General features: G+C 70.2%; 15 protein-coding genes and 1 pseudogene. 1 reads left to right on the top strand and 15 read right to left on the bottom strand.

Translation table 11 applies throughout. From position 1 onward, the window contains the following. Positions 1 to 39: 39 nt before the first annotated feature. The 8 genes and pseudogenes from pyrF to pyrR form a co-directional block, all read right to left on the bottom strand. Positions 40 to 873 (bottom strand): orotidine-5'-phosphate decarboxylase, encoded by an 834-nt coding sequence (gene pyrF / locus AB0M47_RS15195; protein WP_363413108.1) that lies wholly within the window; start codon positions 871 to 873, stop codon positions 40 to 42. Between the two features lie 35 nt (positions 874 to 908). Beyond that, the gene (locus AB0M47_RS15190) at positions 909 to 2,204 is read right to left on the bottom strand and encodes an adenosylmethionine--8-amino-7-oxononanoate transaminase (protein ID WP_363413107.1); all 1,296 of its coding nucleotides are present in this window, start codon (positions 2,202 to 2,204) and stop codon (positions 909 to 911) included. After that, positions 2,194 to 3,315, bottom strand: coding sequence for a quinone-dependent dihydroorotate dehydrogenase (locus tag AB0M47_RS15185; RefSeq protein ID WP_363413105.1), 1,122 nt, complete (start codon positions 3,313 to 3,315; stop codon positions 2,194 to 2,196). Before AB0M47_RS15185 ends, AB0M47_RS15190 begins: the two co-directional genes overlap by 11 nt. A gap of 83 nt (positions 3,316 to 3,398) precedes the next feature. Continuing rightward, positions 3,399 to 6,725 (bottom strand): annotated as a pseudogene (gene carB, locus AB0M47_RS15180) (carbamoyl-phosphate synthase large subunit); the annotation flags it as partial. Then, the gene (gene carA, locus AB0M47_RS15175) at positions 6,725 to 7,831 is read right to left on the bottom strand and encodes a glutamine-hydrolyzing carbamoyl-phosphate synthase small subunit (protein ID WP_363413103.1); all 1,107 of its coding nucleotides are present in this window, start codon (positions 7,829 to 7,831) and stop codon (positions 6,725 to 6,727) included. The gene carA and the pseudogene carB, both read right to left, overlap by 1 nt. Beyond that, positions 7,828 to 9,117 carry a dihydroorotase gene (locus AB0M47_RS15170; RefSeq protein ID WP_363413101.1) on the bottom strand — a complete coding sequence of 430 codons (1,290 nt, stop codon included), beginning with the start codon at positions 9,115 to 9,117 and terminating at the stop codon, positions 7,828 to 7,830. The genes carA and AB0M47_RS15170 overlap by 4 nt, the downstream gene beginning before the upstream one ends. 58 nt (positions 9,118 to 9,175) lie before the next feature. Beyond that, a complete protein-coding gene (locus AB0M47_RS15165) occupies positions 9,176 to 10,096 on the bottom strand; it encodes an aspartate carbamoyltransferase catalytic subunit (protein ID WP_363413099.1) in 921 nt (306 codons plus the stop codon). Then, positions 10,093 to 10,671, bottom strand: a complete 579-nt coding sequence (gene pyrR / locus AB0M47_RS15160; protein WP_363413097.1) for a bifunctional pyr operon transcriptional regulator/uracil phosphoribosyltransferase PyrR — start codon at positions 10,669 to 10,671, stop codon at positions 10,093 to 10,095. The genes AB0M47_RS15165 and pyrR overlap by 4 nt, the downstream gene beginning before the upstream one ends. A 283-nt stretch (positions 10,672 to 10,954) precedes the next feature. Between pyrR and AB0M47_RS15155 the strand changes: the two genes are divergently transcribed. Next, a complete protein-coding gene (locus tag AB0M47_RS15155) occupies positions 10,955 to 11,452 on the top strand; it encodes a transcriptional regulator (RefSeq protein WP_253762227.1) in 498 nt (165 codons plus the stop codon). Between the two features lie 53 nt (positions 11,453 to 11,505). Here the strand turns inward: AB0M47_RS15155 and nusB are convergent, their stop codons facing one another. From nusB to AB0M47_RS15120, 7 genes are all read right to left on the bottom strand, one after another. Beyond that, positions 11,506 to 11,913 (bottom strand): transcription antitermination factor NusB, encoded by a 408-nt coding sequence (gene nusB / locus AB0M47_RS15150; protein WP_363413095.1) that lies wholly within the window; start codon positions 11,911 to 11,913, stop codon positions 11,506 to 11,508. A gap of 23 nt (positions 11,914 to 11,936) precedes the next feature. Continuing rightward, entirely contained in the window at positions 11,937 to 12,494 is a 558-nt protein-coding gene (efp, locus tag AB0M47_RS15145; protein ID WP_253762226.1) for an elongation factor P, read from the bottom strand. Positions 12,495 to 12,558: 64 nt separating this feature from the next. Continuing rightward, the gene (gene aroQ, locus AB0M47_RS15140; protein WP_363413093.1) at positions 12,559 to 13,014 is read right to left on the bottom strand and encodes a type II 3-dehydroquinate dehydratase; all 456 of its coding nucleotides are present in this window, start codon (positions 13,012 to 13,014) and stop codon (positions 12,559 to 12,561) included. Next, positions 13,011 to 14,075: a 3-dehydroquinate synthase gene (gene aroB / locus AB0M47_RS15135; protein ID WP_363413091.1), complete on the bottom strand. Its 1,065-nt coding sequence runs from the start codon at positions 14,073 to 14,075 to the stop codon at positions 13,011 to 13,013. Before aroB ends, aroQ begins: the two co-directional genes overlap by 4 nt. Beyond that, a complete protein-coding gene (locus AB0M47_RS15130; protein ID WP_363413089.1) occupies positions 14,072 to 14,575 on the bottom strand; it encodes a shikimate kinase in 504 nt (167 codons plus the stop codon). The genes aroB and AB0M47_RS15130 overlap by 4 nt, the downstream gene beginning before the upstream one ends. Continuing rightward, the gene (gene aroC / locus AB0M47_RS15125; RefSeq protein WP_363413087.1) at positions 14,572 to 15,750 is read right to left on the bottom strand and encodes a chorismate synthase; all 1,179 of its coding nucleotides are present in this window, start codon (positions 15,748 to 15,750) and stop codon (positions 14,572 to 14,574) included. Before aroC ends, AB0M47_RS15130 begins: the two co-directional genes overlap by 4 nt. 100 nt (positions 15,751 to 15,850) lie before the next feature. Then, entirely contained in the window at positions 15,851 to 16,114 is a 264-nt protein-coding gene (locus AB0M47_RS15120; RefSeq protein ID WP_253762216.1) for a hypothetical protein, read from the bottom strand. Between the last annotated feature and the right edge of the window lie 4 nt (positions 16,115 to 16,118).

Here is a 16,118-nt window from a genome sequence, read left to right as displayed (position 1 = left end):
ATGATCACAAAATGGTTACGCCGTGAGTGGCGTCACCGGTCACCCGCCCAGGGCGCGGCGGCACGCATCGAGCGACCGCTCAGTAGCCTCGATCAGGCCGCGAACCGTCGGCCCGCCCGCGAGCACCTCACGCGAGTACGAGGGAAGGACGGCGTCGATGGAGTCGCCGAAGATCTCGCGCAGTCCGGCGGGGTCGCCGCCCTGCGCGCCGAGCCCCGGAACGAGGAACGGCCCATTGGTCCGGGACAGGTCCTCGCCGGTCCGCCCGACAGTCGCCCCGACCACCGCGCCGATGCTGCCCAGCGGTTCCGCACCCGTGTTGAGCTGGGAAATCTCATCTAGTATCAGTTGGGCGACCGTCCGCCCATCGGCCGTCCGGGCATGCTGGACCTGCGATCCTTCAGGGTTCGATGTAAGGGCCAGGACGAATACCCCACCACCGTGCAAGGCGGCCGAGTCGAACGCCGGGCGGAGCGATCCGAAGCCGAGGAACGGGCTCACGGTGATCGCGTCCACATAGATCGGGCTAGATGGATTCAGGTACGCGTCGGCGTACGCGGCCATCGTCGAGCCGATATCACCGCGTTTCGCGTCCAGCAAGACAAGGGCTCCGGCATCCCGCAACTGTCGGATAGTTGACTCAAGAATGGCCATGCCACGCGAGCCGAATCGCTCGAAGAATGCGGCCTGGGGTTTAAAGACAGCTACCCGTTCGGCCAATGCCTCTACCACCGTTCGGCTGAACCGCTCGACACCATCCACGTCATCACTCAAACCCCACGCGGCCAGCAGCGAAGCATGGGGATCGATGCCAACGCACAGCGGTCCGCGCTTGGCCAGGGCTTGGTGCAGGCGACTGCCGAAGGGTTCCATGACGGTGCTCCGTTCACGACGAAATAACGGCGAAATCAGGACGAATGCTGTGAGAAGGCTGAGTGCGAGGCCTCGGCGGCGGCCCGCATCGCGCCGGTGACCAGCGCGAGATCGGCGTCGGAGGTCACATAGGGCGGCATGGCGTAGATCAGATCCCGGAAGGGGCGCAGCCACACGCCGTGCGCCACCGCCGCAGCGGTCGCGGGCGCCATGGCAACCTCGTGATCCAGCTGGATCACCCCGATGGCCCCGAGCACCCGCACGTCGCGTACGCCGGGCAGGTGCCGCGCCGCGTCGAGACCAGCGCTCAGACCTGCGGAAATGCGGCGCACCTCGGTCTCCCAGTCGGACGACAGCAGCAGGCCGAGAGACGCGTTCGCCACGGCGCAGGCCAGCGGGTTGCCCATGAAGGTCGGCCCGTGCGCCAGCACCGGCACCTCGCCGCGCGAGATCCCCCCGGCGACCTCCGAGGTGCACAACGCCGCGGCCAGCGTCAGGTATCCACCGGTCAGCGCCTTGCCCACGCACATGATGTCGGGGGTCACGCCGGCGTGATCGGCGGCGAACATCCGGCCGGTACGCCCGAAGCCGGTCGCGATCTCGTCGAAGATGAGCAGCACCCCGAACTCGTCGGCCAGCTCCCGCAGCACCCGCAGGTACGCCGGATGGTGCCACCGCATGCCGCCCGCCCCCTGGACCAGGGGCTCGACGATGATCGCGGCGATCTCGTCCGCCTCCGCCTTGAGCGCGGCGCGCAGCTCATCGGCGTACGCCTGCTCGAAGGTGGCCGGGGGCAGGTCGGCGAAGATCTGCCGAGGCAGCACGTCGCCCCAGAGGCTGTGCATGCCACCCTCGGGATCGCACACGCTCATCGGGTGGAACGTGTCGCCGTGGTAGCCGCCGCGCCAGGTCAGCAGGCGGCGTTTGGCCGGGCGGCCCAGCGACCGCCAGTACTGCACCGCCATCTTGATGCCGACCTCGACGCTGACCGAGCCGGAGTCGGCCAGGAACACGTGCTCCAGCCCGGCCGGGGTGATCTCGACGAGGGTCTGCGCCAGGCGTACGGCGGGCTCGTGGGTGAGCCCGCCGAACATCACGTGGCTCATCCGGCCCGCCTGCTCGGCCAGGGCGGCGTCGAGCACCGGATGGCGGTAGCCGTGGATCGCCGACCACCAGCTCGACATCCCGTCGACCAGTTCCCGGCCGTCGTCCAAGGTCAGGCGTACGCCCGACGCCGACCGCACCACCAGCGGCTCCATCCGCCCGGGCATCGGCCCGTACGGGTGCCAGACATGTTCCCGGTCGAGCCGGAGCAGCTCGTCAGCGTCCATGGGCCGCCACAGCGACCGCCCGGACCAACGCCGGGCCGTGGAAGATGAACCCGGTGTAGAGCTGGACGAGGCTGGCGCCGGCGTCGAGGAGCCGGGTCGCGTCGTCGGCCGACATGATCCCGCCGACCCCGATGACGGGCAGCTTGCCGCCGGTCTCGGCGTGCACGAACGAGACGACCTTGCGGGCGCGCTCGGTCAGCGGCTTGCCGGACAGGCCACCCGCCTCCCCCGCGAGCTGGGCGTCGGCCGGGACGAGCCCGTCGCGACCCAGCGTCGTGTTGGTGGCGATCAGCCCGGCGACTCCCCGGTCGGCGCAGACCTGCAAGACCTCGCCGATCGCGCTGTCGGTCAGGTCCGGTGCGATCTTCACCAGCACCGGCGTGCCCTTCGCCTCCTTGACCAGGGCGGCCAGCAGCTCGTTCAGGTGGCCGCGGTCCTGCAGCTCGCGCAGGCCCGGAGTGTTCGGCGACGAGACGTTGACCGCCACATAGTCGGCGTACGGGCGCAGCAGCTGGAGGCTGTAGACGTAGTCGTCGACCGCCTCCTCCAACGGCGTGACCTTCGACTTGCCCAGGCTGATGCCCAACGGGGCGCGCAGCCCCAGCGGGCCGGCCAGCGCGGGCAGGTCGCCCGGCGTACGGGTGCGGATCAGGGTCGCCGGGGTGTCGGGCACGTTCGGCCGCCGGGCCGGCTCGCCGAGCAACGCCGTGAGCCGTCCGGCCAGCGCCATCGCGCCCTCGTTGTTGAACCCCATCCGGTTGACGACGGCCTCGCTGGCCGGCGCCCGGAACAGCCGGGGCTTGTCGTTGCCCGGCTGCGCCTTCGCCGTGACCGTGCCGACCTCGACGAAGCCGAAGCCCAGCGCCGGCCACGCGGGCAGGGCGATCCCGTTCTTGTCCATCCCGGCGGCCAGGCCGACCGGGTTCGGGAAGTCCACCCCGAACACCCGGGTCGGCGCGGCCACCGCGTACCGGCGGCGCAAGGACTCCAGGACCCGGTGCCGCCCGGACATCCCGGCCAGCCGGTGCAGGGTCGCCTCGTGGGCCGCCTCGGCGTCGCCTCCGCCGATCCGGAACAGCGCCGGGCGTACGAAGGACTCGAAGAAGCTCACAGCTCCGCTCCCAGCGACGGCCCCGCTTCGAATGTCACTGCGGCCTCCGGGCGCTCAGGCCCGGGCTCCCCCAGGAGCTCGGGCCTGAGCGCCTTGTGCAGTTCCTGCAGTGGGCGTACCCGTAGATCTCCGGCGATGAGCGCCTCGATGCCCATCACCGCCGCCGCTGCGCCGGGGACCGTCGTGATGCACGGGATGTCGGCCGCGACCGCGGCCGAGCGGATCTCGTAGCCGTCGGAGCGCGCACCGGCCCCCGAGCCCTGCGGGGTGTTGATCACGAGCTTGACCTCGCCGGCGGCGATGAGCGAGAGGGCGTCGCGCTGGTCGCCGGCGTAGTGTTTGCCGACCACCTCGCAGCCGATGCCGTGGCGCCGCAGCACCTCGCCGGTGCCCTCGGTCGCGATGATCTCGAAACCGAGGTCGGCCAGCCGCTTGACCGGGAAGATCATGGCCCGCTTGTCGCGGTTGGCGACGCTCACGAAGATCTTGCCGGTCGTCGGCAGCGACCCGTACGCGGCCGCCTGCGACTTGGCGAACGCCTGCCCGAAGGCGATGTCGATGCCCATGACCTCACCGGTCGACTTCATCTCCGGGCCGAGCAGCGAGTCGACGCCCTTGCCGGCCGGGGTGCGGAACCGCTTGAACGGCAGCACCGCCTCCTTGACCGCGACCGGGGCGTGCTCGGGCAACTGGCCGCCGTCGCCGGTGGCCTCGAGCATGCCCTCGGCCCGCAGCTCGGCGATGCTCGCCCCGAGCATGATCCGGGCCGCCGCCTTGGCCAGCGGGACCGCGGTCGCCTTGGAGACGAACGGCACCGTACGCGACGCGCGCGGGTTGGCCTCCAGCACGTAGAGGGCGTCGTCCTTGAGGGCGTACTGCACGTTGAGCAGCCCCCGTACGCCGACTCCGCGCGCGATCTTCTCGGTGAAGTCGCGGACGACCTTCAGGTGCGCGGCTCCCAATGTGATCGGTGGCAGCGCGCAGGAGGAGTCACCACTGTGGATGCCCGCCTCCTCGATGTGCTCCATGACGCCGCCGATGTAGACCTCGCCGTCGGCGTCGCACAGCGCGTCGACGTCGATCTCGATGGCGTCGTCGAGGAACCGGTCGACCAGCACCGGGTGCTCCGGCGAGATGTCGGTCGCCCGGCCGATGTAGTCGCGCAGCGTGTCGTCGTCGTAGACGATCTCCATGCCGCGCCCGCCGAGCACGTACGACGGTCGCACCAGGACGGGGTAGCCCACCTCGTCGGCGATCTTCTTGGCGTCCTCGTAGGACGTCGCGGTGCCGTGCGCCGGCGCGCGCAGGCCGGCCTTGGCCAGCACCGCGCCGAACGCGCCCCGCTCCTCGGCGAGGTGGATCGACTCCGGGCTGGTGCCGACGATGGGCACCCCGGCGTCCTTGAGCCGCTGGGCCAGGCCGAGCGGGGTCTGCCCGCCCAGCTGGACGATCACGCCCACCACGCCAGGCCCCCCGGCCGCCGTGCCCGAGCTGTGCTCGGCGTGCCAGACCTCCAGGACGTCCTCGAAGGTCAGCGGCTCGAAGTAGAGCCGGTCGGCGGTGTCGTAGTCGGTCGAGACGGTCTCCGGGTTGCAGTTGACCATGACGGTCTCGAACCCGGCCGCCCGCAGCGCCATGACGGCGTGCACGCAGGAGTAGTCGAACTCGATGCCCTGCCCGATCCGGTTCGGTCCGGAGCCCAGGATGAGCACCTTCGGGCGGTCGCTCGGGGCGACCTCCGTCTCCTCGTCATAGCTGGAGTAGTGGTACGGCGTCTTCGCCGCGAACTCGGCCGCGCAGGTGTCCACCGTCTTGTAGACGGGGCGCAGCCCGAGGCGATGCCGCAGCGTGCGTACGCCCTCCTCGCCGGCGAGCTCCGGACGCAGGGCGGCGAGCTGCCGGTCGGACAGCCCGGCGCGCTTGGCCCGGCGCAGCAACGGCTCGTCCAGCACCGCCGCGCTCGTCACCTGCTCGCGTAGCTTGATCAGCGAGGCGATCTGGGTGAGGAACCAGGGGTCCACTCCCCCGCTGGCCTCGTGCACCTGCTCGATGGTCGCGCCCAGGCGCAGCGCCGCTTCGATCGTGTAGAGCCGCCCGTCGTGCGGGATCTTCAGCGCCGCCAGCGCCTCCTCCGCGGTGTCGAACTGATCCACGACAGTCCAGAAGCCGGCCTGCTTGGTCTCCATCGACCGCATTGCCTTGCCGAGCGCCTCGGTGAAGTTGCGGCCCAGGCTCATCGCCTCGCCGACCGACTTCATCGTGGTGGTCAGCTCCGGGTCGGCGCCCGGGAACTTCTCGAAGGCGAACCGGGGGATCTTCACCACGACGTAGTCCAGCGACGGCTCGAAGGCGGCCGGGGTCTGCAGGGTGATGTCGTTGGGGATCTCGTCGAGGGTGTAACCGATGGCGAGCTTCGCCGCGATCTTGGCGATCGGGAAGCCGGTCGCCTTGGACGCCAGCGCCGAGGACCGCGACACCCGCGGGTTCATCTCGATGACGACGATCCGGCCGTTCTCCGGGTCGATCGCGAACTGGATGTTGCAGCCGCCGGTGTCCACGCCGACCTCGCGCAGCACCGCGATGCCGAGATCCCGCATGATCTGGTACTCGCGGTCGGTCAGGGTCATCGCGGGGGCGACGGTCACCGAGTCTCCGGTGTGGACGCCCATCGGATCGAGGTTCTCGATGGAGCAGACGACCACGACGTTGTCGTGCTTGTCGCGCATCAGCTCCAGCTCGTACTCCTTCCAGCCGAGCACGCTCTCCTCGATGAGCACCTCGTGCACCGGCGAGGCGGCCAGCCCGGACCCGGCGATGCGCTCCAGGTCCTCGTCGGTGTGCGCCATGCCGGACCCGAGGCCGCCCATGGTGAAGCTCGGCCGGATGACGACCGGCAGCCCCAGGTCGGCCGCGGTCTCGCGGACCTCGTCCATCGAGTGGCACACCCGCGAACGCGGCACCAGCGCCTCGTCGGCCATGCCGACCCGGGCACCCGCGCGCGCCACGATCTCCTTGAACAGCTGGCGGTCCTCACCGCGCCGGATGGCGTCGATGTTCGCCCCGATCAGCTCGACCTTGTACTTGTCCAGCACGCCGGCCTCGTGCAGGGCCACCGCGGTGTTCAGCGCGGTCTGCCCGCCGAGCGTCGGCAGGATCGCGTCGGGCCGCTCCCGCTCGATCACCTTCGTGACGAAGTCCGGCGTGATCGGCTCGACGTAGGTCGCGTCGGCGAACTCGGGGTCGGTCATGATCGTCGCGGGGTTGGAGTTCACCAGCGAGACGCGGATGCCCTCCGCCCGCAGGACCCGGCAGGCCTGCGTACCGGAGTAGTCGAACTCGCAGGCCTGGCCGATGACGATCGGACCGGAGCCGATGACCAGGATGTGCTTCAGGTCTTCGCGCTTCGGCATCAGTGCGTCCCCTCGATGAGCTGCTTGAACCGGTCGAAGAGGTAGTCGGCGTCGTGTGTGCCGGCTGCCGCTTCGGGGTGGTACTGGACGGTGAAGGCGGGCACGTCCAGCGCCCGCAGCCCCTCGACCACGTTGTCGTTCAGGCAGACATGGGAGACCTCGACCCGGCCGAACTCGGTGTCGACCACCTTGTCCAACGGCGCGTCGACCGCGAAGCCGTGGTTGTGGCTGGTGACCTCCACCTTCCCGGTGGTGCGGTCCATCACCGGCTGGTTGACGCCCCGGTGGCCGTAGCCCAGCTTGTAGGTGCCGAAGCCGAGCGCCCGGCCGAGGATCTGGCTGCCGAAGCAGATCCCGAACAGCGGAATCCGGCGGCGCATCACCTCCTGGGCCAGGGCCACCGGGTGGTCGGCGGTCGCCGGGTCGCCCGGTCCGGGCGAGAAGAAGACCGCGTCCGGCTGCACGGCCAGCAGGTCCTCCAGGGTGGAGGTCGCCGGCAGGATGTGGGTGGTCACCCCGCGCGCGGCCAAGCGCCGCGCCACGTTGCGCTTGATGCCCAGGTCCAGCGCCGCGACGGTGAAGAGCTTCTCGCCTTCGGCGTCCACCGTGTACGCCTGACGCGTGGTCACCTCAGCGGACAGGTCCGCCCCGACCATCTGCGGACTGGCCAGCACCTTCGACAGCAGCGAGGCGGGGTCGAGGTCCACGCTGGACACGCCGACCCGCATGGCGCCGCGGTCGCGCAGGTGCCGGGTCAGCGCCCGGGTGTCGATCCCGGCGATGCCGACGATCCCCTCGGCCTTGAGCCGGTCCTCGAGTTCGCCGGTCGCCCGCCAGTTCGAGGCCTCCCGCGACGGGTCGCGGACCACGTATCCGGCGACCCAGATCCGGTCGGACTCGTCGTCCTCGCCGTTGACGCCGGTGTTGCCGATGTGCGGCGCGGTCTGCACGACGACCTGACGGTGGTACGACGGGTCGGTCAGCGTCTCCTGGTAACCGGTCATCGCCGTGCTGAACACGGCCTCGCCGAACGTCTCCCCGACGGCGCCGAACGCCTCGCCGCGGAAGGTCCGGCCATCTTCCAACACCAAGATGGCTTCACTCATGCTGCTGCCTTCCCGTCGAGGGCCGTGCGCTTACCCCGCAGGAAGGTCGCGACCACCTTGCCGGGCAACTCCATCCCCGCGTACGGGGTGTTGGCGCTGAGGCTGGCGAGCGCGGCCGGATCGACGGTGAACCGGGCCTGCGGATCGATCAGAATGAAGGTCGCCGGGGAACCCGGGACCGGGGTGTGGCCGTGCTCGTCGAGCCCGGCGATGCGGGCCGGCGTACGCGACATGCGGTCGGCGATGCCGTCCCAGCCCAGCGCGTCGCCGACGGTGTGCAGGACGATCGGCAGTGCGGTCTCCAGGCCGAGCATGCCCGGCCGGGCGTACGCCCACTCGCATTCCTTGTCCTGCGCGGCGTGCGGGGCGTGGTCGGTGGCGACGACGTCGATGGTGCCGTCGACGAGCCCGCTCCGCAGCGCCTCGACGTCCTCGGCGGTACGCAGCGGCGGGTTCACCTTGAACACCGGGTCGTAGGGCGCGGTGCCCTCGATCGAACCGCCGACCGCCTCGTCGGTGAGCAGCAGGTGATGCGGCGTGACCTCGGCGGTGACGCGTACGCCCCGGGCCTTGGCCTGGCGGATGACCTCGACGCTGCCGGCCGTGGAGACGTGGCAGACGTGCAGGCGGGCACCCGTGTGCGCGGCGAGCAGCACGTCGCGGGCGATGATCGCCTCCTCGGCGACCGACGGCCAGCCGGTCAGCCCGAGCCGGGCCGAGACGTCGCCCTCGTGCATCTGCGCGCCCTGGGTGAGCCGCGGCTCCTCGGCGTGCTGCGCGATGACGCCGTCGAACGCCTTGACGTATTCCAGTGCCCGGCGCATCAGGCGGGGGTCGTGCACGCACATGCCGTCGTCGGAGAAGATCCGGACGGTGGCGGCGGAGTCGGCCATCGCCCCGAGTTCGGCGAGCTTCTCGCCACCGAGGCCGACGGTGACCGCGCCGATCGGCTGCACGTCGACCAGCCCGGCCTCCCGGCCGAGCCGCCAGACCTGCTCGACGACGCCGGCCGTGTCGGCGACCGGGTTGGTGTTGGCCATCGCGCAGACCGCGGTGTAGCCGCCGAGCGCGGCGGCCCGGGAACCGGTCAGCACGGTCTCGGCGTCCTCCCGGCCGGGCTCGCGCAGGTGCGTGTGCAGGTCGACCAGGCCGGGCAGGGCGATCAGCCCGGTGCCGTCCATGACCTCTTCGGTGCCGTCCGCGCTGTCGACGATCACTCCGTCGCGGACGACCAGGTCGACGGGAGCGCCGCCCAGCACGCTGACGTTGCGGATCAGGTAGCTCACGAACGACCTCCAAGCAACAAGCTGAGTTTCATCGACGCGCTCCAAGGAGCAGACTGAGTCATCGACCTGCTCCAAGGAGCAGGTAGAGACACGCCATCCGGACGGAGACGCCGTTGGCGACCTGTTCGACGATGGTGGAGCGGGGCGAGTCGGCCACCTCGGGAGCGATCTCGACGCCTCGGTTCATCGGGCCGGGGTGCATGACGATCGCATGGTCCGGCATCCGCCGCAGCCGCGCGCTGTCCAGCCCGTAGCGCTTGTAGTACTCCTGCGACGACGGGAAGAAGGCCGCGTTCATCCGCTCCTTCTGGACTCGCAGCATCATCACCACGTCGGCGTGGGGCAGCACCGAGTCGAAGTCGTAGCTGACGCCCAGGCTCGGGGTGAGACTGCCGAACGCGGGCGGCACCAGGGTCGGCGGGCCGACCAGGGTCACCTTCGCGCCCAGCGTGTGCAGCAGCAGCGCGTTCGACCGGGCGACCCGGCTGTGCAGGACGTCGCCGACGATCGCCACGTTGAGGCCCTCGACCTTGCCCATGCGCGACCGCATCGTGTACGTGTCGAGCAGCGCCTGGGTCGGGTGCTCGTGGGTGCCGTCGCCGGCGTTGAGGACGCTGCCGTGCACCCAGTGCGTGAGCCGGTGCGGCGCGCCCGAGGCGGGATGCCGGATGACCACGGCGTCGGCGCCCATGGCCTGCAGCGTCCAGGCGGTGTCCTTGAGCGACTCGCCCTTCTCGACGCTGGAGCCCTTGGCCGAGAAGTTCACGACGTCGGCCGACAGCCGCTTGGCGGCGACTTCGAAGGAGGTCCGGGTCCGGGTGCTGTCCTCATAGAACAGGTTGACCACCGTACGCCCACGCAGCGTCGGCAGCTTCTTGACTTCCCGGCCCGCGACCGTCGCCATCTCGGCGGCGATGTCGTGGATCTGGGTGGCGGTCACGGCGTCCAGGTCGGCCGCCGACAGCAGATGCTTGATCACAGGGCACTCCCTGACTGCGCTCCGGCAGGCTCAGCCGACGCGCCGCTGGTGGCGAGCCGGACCTCGTCCACGCCGTCGACCTCGCTGAGCAGCACCTTGACCTGCTCGGCGAGGGAGGTCGGGATGTTCTTGCCGACGTAGTCGGCCCGAATCGGCAGCTGGCGGTGGCCGCGGTCGACGAGGACGGCCAGCTGCACCGCCGCGGGGCGGCCGAGATCACTGATCGCGTCGAGCGCCGCCCGCACCGTACGCCCGGAGTAGAGCACGTCGTCGACGAGGATCACCTGGCAGCCGTCGATGCCGCCGCTGGGCAGCTCGGTCCGGCCGACCGCCCGGATGGACTGCCGCGCGAGGTCGTCGCGGTAGAGCGTGATGTCGAGCGTGCCGACCGGCAGTTTGACCTGCTCGAAGGCGTTGATGCGCTCGGCGAGCCGATGGGCCAGCGGAACTCCGCGGGTGGCGACTCCGAGGAGGACGACGTCGCTCGCACCCTGAGTCTTCTCGAGAATCTGATGAGCGATTCGATCGAGTACGCGGTGAATGTCCGCTTCTGAGAGTATGACTTTGTAGGCCAACAGGGACCCCCTTCCCCGCCTCACGGGACGGGATTAAAGAGTGTCTGGATATGCCTCTCCGGCTCCCCGCAAGGAGATCGTCAAGGTCTTCGACGACCCTACCAACTCGGCTATGAGCAGCCAATGTGAGGGTCGTCCCGCCGGTTCAGGCAGGCGCGGGGAAGCCGTTCGGCCCATCGGCGTACCAACAAGTGGGCTAGCAGCACTTGACCACAGCGCGTAACCGACGTACCGTCACGCTGCGTAACGATCACTCGTGGATCAGCACTGTGGGAGGGTGTAGATGTCGACGGAATACTCCAGGTCACTGGGTGCCCGGCTGCGCTCGATCCGCACTCAGCAGGGCCTCTCCCTGCAGGGCGTGGAGGAGAAGTCGAACGGCCGCTGGAAGGCCGTGGTGGTCGGCTCCTACGAGCGCGGCGACCGCGCGGTGACCGTCTCGCGCCTGGCCGAGCTGGCCGATTTCTACCGGGTACCCGTGTCCGAGTTGCTTCCGGACGGCGCCGAGGTCAAGCAGAGCGAGGAACGCGCCACCAAGATCGTTCTGGACCTCGAGAAGCTCTACGAGTCCTCGAACGAGGAGCTGGGCTACGTCGCCCGGTACGCCCGCGCCATCCAGCAGCAGCGCGGCGACTACAACGGCCGCATCCTGTCGATCCGCGCGGACGACATGCGGGCGCTCGCCATCATGTACGACAAGTCGCCGTCGGAGTTCACCGACCGGCTGGCCGAGCTGGGAGTGCTCGTGCCCGACCCGCGAGCCTTCTTCGCCGGCAGCTGACCCCGCGTACGCGAAAAGCCGCCCCGAGGGGCGGCTTTTCGCGTACGACGCGATCAGTGGGCGTAGTCGGCGATCCGGCCGAGAATGCCGTTGAGGAAGCGCGGCGAGTCGTCGGTCGACAACTCCTTGGCCAGCTCGACCGCCTCCGTGATCGCCACCGGGTCGTCCACGTCCTCGACGTAGAGCAGCTCGTAGACGGCGATCCGGGCGAGGTTGCGGTCGACCACCGGCATGCGGTCGATCGTCCAGCCCTCGGCGTAGCTCGCGATCAGCTCGTCGATCCGGTCGAGGTGGGCGGACACGCCTTCCACCAGCGACACCGCGTAGGGCAGGTGCTCCGGGCGCGGGAACTCCAGCCGCTCGACGTAGTCCGACAGCGTCTTGGCGATGTTGCGGTCGCGCAGGTCGGCCTCGTAGAGGACGTCCAGAGCCCGCTTGCGCGCCTTGCGGCGAGCGGGCATCTGCGACTTCGGTGCCTCCGCCATTACGAGCGGCCCAGGTAACGCCCGTCGCGGGTGTCGACCTTGATCTTCTCGCCGGTGGTGATGAACAGCGGAACCTGCACGGTGGCGCCGGTCTCGATGGTCGCGGGCTTGGTGCCGCCCGTCGAGCGGTCGCCCTGCAGGCCCGGCTCGGTGTAGGTGACCTCGACCATGACCGAGGTCGGCAGCTCGATGTACAGCGGGGCGCCCTCGTGGGTGGCGACGACCACCTCGGCCTCGGGCAGCAGGTAGTTGGCGTTGGTGCCCACGGTCGTCCCGGAGACGTGGATCTGGTCGTAGGTGTCCAGATCCATGAAGACGAAGTCCTCGCCGTCGGCGTACAGGTACTGCATCGAGCGCTTGTCGACGTTGGCGGTCTCGACCTTGGTGCCGGCGTTGAAGGTCTTGTCGACGACCTTGCCCGAGAGCACGTGCTTGAGGGTCGTCCGCACGAACGCGGGACCCTTACCCGGCTTGACGTGCTGGAACTCGACCACGCTCCACAGCTCGTTGTCGAGGTTGAGCACCAAGCCGTTCTTGAGGTCGTTCGTGCTGGCCACTGGAAAAGCTCCCGGGTATGCGAAATTGATAACGAACAAGCCTGACCAGTTTACCGGCCGGTCATCAGGCCGCTGGAGCCGAGGTGTCGGTGATCACGCGGGACAGGTAGGACAGGGCCAGCCGATAGCCGTCGACGCCGAGCCCGGCGATCACCCCGGTCGCCACCCCGGAGATCACCGAGTGGTGGCGGAACTCCTCCCGCGCGTGGATGTTCGAGATGTGCACCTCGACGAGCGGGGCCTTCAACATCGCGCAGGCGTCCCGGAGGGCGTACGAGTAGTGGCTCCACGCGGCCGAGTTGAGCACCACCGGGATCGCCTCGTCGGCGGCCTCGTACAGCCAGTGGATCATCTCGGTCTCGTCGTCGGTCTGCCGGCACTCGACGTCCAGGCCGAGCCGCTCGCCCTCCACGACGCACATCTTGGCCAGGTCCTCGTAGCTGGTCGCGCCGTAGATCAGGGTCTGCCGGGAGCCGAGCCGGCCCAGGTTCACCCCGTTCAAGACATAAACCTTCGTCACCGTACAAGCTCCTCGTAGGCGGCGCGCAGCAGCGCCTCGTCCTCGATCGGCACGGTCACCGGCTTGGCCACCTCGTCCAGCAGGACGAACCGCAGCGCGGCGCCGCGTGCCTTCTTGTCCACGCGCATCGCGGGCAGCAGCCGCTCCCAGGCGTCCGCGCGATAGGTCACCGGCAGGTCCAGATCGGTCAGGATCTTCCGGGTCCGGTCCACCACGTCCACCCGGCCGGTACGCCGGGACAGCAGCGCGGCGTACACCATCCCGACCGCGACGGCGTGCCCGTGCGGCCAGGTGTAGCCCTCGACGCGTTCGATGGCGTGCCCGAGGGTGTGCCCGTAGTTGAGGATCTCGCGGCGGCCCTGTTCGGTCAGGTCCTCCGCGACCACCTCGGCCTTGACGCGTACCTTCCGCTCGATCAGCTCGCGGAGCACAGGCCCGGCGGGATCGGTCGCGGCCGCCAGGTCGGCCTCGAACAGGTCGAGGATCACCGGGTCGGCGATGAACCCACCCTTGACCACCTCGGCGAGCCCGGCGCGCAACTGGTCACCAGGGAGTGTGTCGAGCGCCGACAGCTCGCACAGCACGCCGGCCGGCGTGTGGAACGCGCCGACGAGGTTCTTGCCGGCGGCGACGTTGATCCCGGTCTTGCCCCCGATCGCGGCGTCGACCATGCCGTTGACGCTGGTCGAGACCGGGATCCAGGCGACACCGCGCAGCCAGCAGGCGGCGACGTAGCCGGCGAGGTCGGTCGCCGCTCCCCCGCCGACGCCCACGATGACGTCGGACCGGGTGAACCCGGCGGCCCCCAGCGCGTCCCAGCACAACTGGGCGGTCGCGAGGGTCTTGCCCGCCTCGGCGTCGGGGATCTCGATCGGCAGTACGCTCAGCCCGCCGTCGATGAGCGCGTGCGCCGCGTGCTGGGCGTAGTGCTCGACCGACCGCGTGAAGATCACCGCCGCCCGGGTGGCCTTGCCGGCCAGCCGGGGCAGTTCGCCGTGCAGGCTCCGCCCGACGAGCACCTCGTAGGGCCGCGGCCCGCCGACGGTGATCGTGGTGGTCATGCCAGCGCCTGGCGCAGCTCGGCGGCGATGTCGGCGGGTTCGCGGCCGTCGGTCTTCACCGTGATGGTGGCGACCTCTTCGTACAGCGGACGCCGTTGGTCCAGCAGATACTTCAGGGTGGCCCGCGGGTTCAGCTCCAGCAGCGGCCGGCCCTGGCCCAGCCCGATGCGGTGCACCGCGTCGGGCAGGTCGACGCTCAGGTAGACGACGGTGTGCTCGGCCAGCAGCGCCCGGGTCGGCTCGGCGAGGATGGCCCCGCCGCCGAGCGAGACGACGCCGGCGTGCTCGGCGAGCGCGACGGCCACAGCGGCCCGTTCCAGCTCCCGGAAGTGCTCCTCGCCGTCGTCGACGAAGATGTCCGAGATCGGCTTGCCGGCGCTCGCCACGATGTCGGCGTCGACGTCCCGGAACGGTACGCCCAGCGCGTCGGCCAGCAGCTCGCCGATGGTGGTCTTGCCGCTGCCGGGCGCGCCGACCAGCACCGCGACCGGCCGGCTCATCGGATCACCAGGTTCTCGAGGTAGCCGTCGAGGTTCCGGCGGATCTCAGCGACCGAGTCCCCGCCGAACTTCTCCAGCGCCGCCTCGGCCAGCACCAGCGCCACCATCGCCTCGGCGACCACGGCCGCGGCCGGCACGGCGCAGACGTCGGACCGCTGGTTGATCGCGGTCGCCGATTCGCCGGTCGTCACGTCGATCGTGTTCAGCGCCCGGTTGAGCGACGAGATCGGCTTCATCGCCGCGCGTACGCGCACGGGCTGGCCGTTGGTGATGCCGCCTTCCAGCCCGCCCGCGTGGTCGGTGTTGCGCAGTACGCCGTCCGGGCTCGGGAAGATCTCGTCGTGCGCGACCGACCCCCGCGACCGGGCCTGCAACCAGGCGTCGCCGATCTCCACACCTTTGATGGCCTGGATCGACATCAGGGCGGCGGACAGCCGCGAGTCGAGCTTGCGATCCCACTGGGTGTGGCTGCCCAGGCCCGGCGGCACCCCGTAGGCCAGCACCTCCACGACGCCGCCCAGCGTGTCGGCGTCCTTCTTCGCCGCGTCGACCTCGGCGACCATCGCCGCGCTCGCCTCCGGGTCGAGGCAGCGCAACGGGTCGGCGTCGACCCGCTCGGCGTCGGCGGGCATCGGGACCAGGCCCGGCTTGGCCGCGACCGAGCCCAGCTCGACGACGTGCGAGACGATCTCGATGCCGAGCCCCTGCTTGAGCAGCGCCTTGGCGACCGCGCCGACGGCCACCCGGGCAGCCGTCTCCCGGGCGCTGGCCCGCTCCAGGATCGGCCGGGCGTCGGTGTGCCCGTACTTCTGCATCCCGGCCAGGTCGGCGTGCCCCGGGCGGGGCCGGGTCAGCGGCGCGTTACGCGCCTGCGCGGCGAGCAGCTCCGAGTCGACCGGATCGGCCGCCATCACCGTCTCCCACTTCGGCCACTCGGAGTTGCCGACGATGATCGAGACGGGGCTGCCGAGCGTCAGCCCGTGCCGGACACCACCGGTCACGGTCACGACGTCCTGCTCGAACGACATGCGGGCGCCCCGGCCATAACCCAGCCGCCGCCGCGCCAAGTCGCGGCCGATCTCGGCGCTCGTGATCTCGATACCGGCGGGCAGGCCGTCCAGCACAGCCGTCAAGGACGGGCCGTGCGACTCCCCTGCGGTCAACCAACGCAACACCTGATCAGTCTGTCACGCCCCGCCGGCGACCTCCGCCACCCCGTGCCCCGCGTCTCACATTGGGGTACGCCCAGCGCCGCATCCGCGGTGCGGTGCCGGGTCAGGTGCGGTCGCGGAGGTAGGCCAAGGCTTCGGCGAGCGTTTCGAAGACCTGGTCGTAGCCCGCGTGGAAGAACTCGGGTTCGGTGATGACCGTGACGCCCCACTGGGATCGGTCGGCCATCCCGTCGAGGACGGCGACCCGGCTGTGGCGATAGATGGTGAGGGCGATCGCGCCGGTCGGATAATCCAATACGTCGACGGCGACGTCGCCGAGGAACTCGATGACGAGCCGGTGCAATCGTTGCAGCTCCGTGGAGTCCAACCGA

This window comes from Hamadaea sp. NPDC051192 (assembly GCF_040682475.1).
GTDB lineage: Bacteria > Actinomycetota > Actinomycetes > Mycobacteriales > Micromonosporaceae > Hamadaea > Hamadaea flava.
Note: the sequence above shows the minus strand (reverse complement) of the source record. Positions and strands in the feature narration are given on the sequence as shown.

What these genes read in the sequence shown, in the direction of transcription:
- pyrF (WP_363413108.1), bottom strand. Translation starts at nt 873, where the DNA reads ATGGAACCCTTCGGCAGTCGCCTGCACCAAGCCCTGGCCAAGCGCGGA.
- AB0M47_RS15190 (WP_363413107.1), bottom strand. Translation starts at nt 2,204, where the DNA reads ATGGACGCTGACGAGCTGCTCCGGCTCGACCGGGAACATGTCTGGCAC.
- carA (WP_363413103.1), bottom strand. Translation starts at nt 7,831, where the DNA reads ATGAGTGAAGCCATCTTGGTGTTGGAAGATGGCCGGACCTTCCGCGGC.
- AB0M47_RS15155 (WP_253762227.1), top strand. Translation starts at nt 10,955, where the DNA reads ATGTCGACGGAATACTCCAGGTCACTGGGTGCCCGGCTGCGCTCGATC.
- nusB (WP_363413095.1), bottom strand. Translation starts at nt 11,913, where the DNA reads ATGCCCGCTCGCCGCAAGGCGCGCAAGCGGGCTCTGGACGTCCTCTAC.
- aroB (WP_363413091.1), bottom strand. Translation starts at nt 14,075, where the DNA reads ATGACCACCACGATCACCGTCGGCGGGCCGCGGCCCTACGAGGTGCTC.
- AB0M47_RS15130 (WP_363413089.1), bottom strand. Translation starts at nt 14,575, where the DNA reads ATGAGCCGGCCGGTCGCGGTGCTGGTCGGCGCGCCCGGCAGCGGCAAG.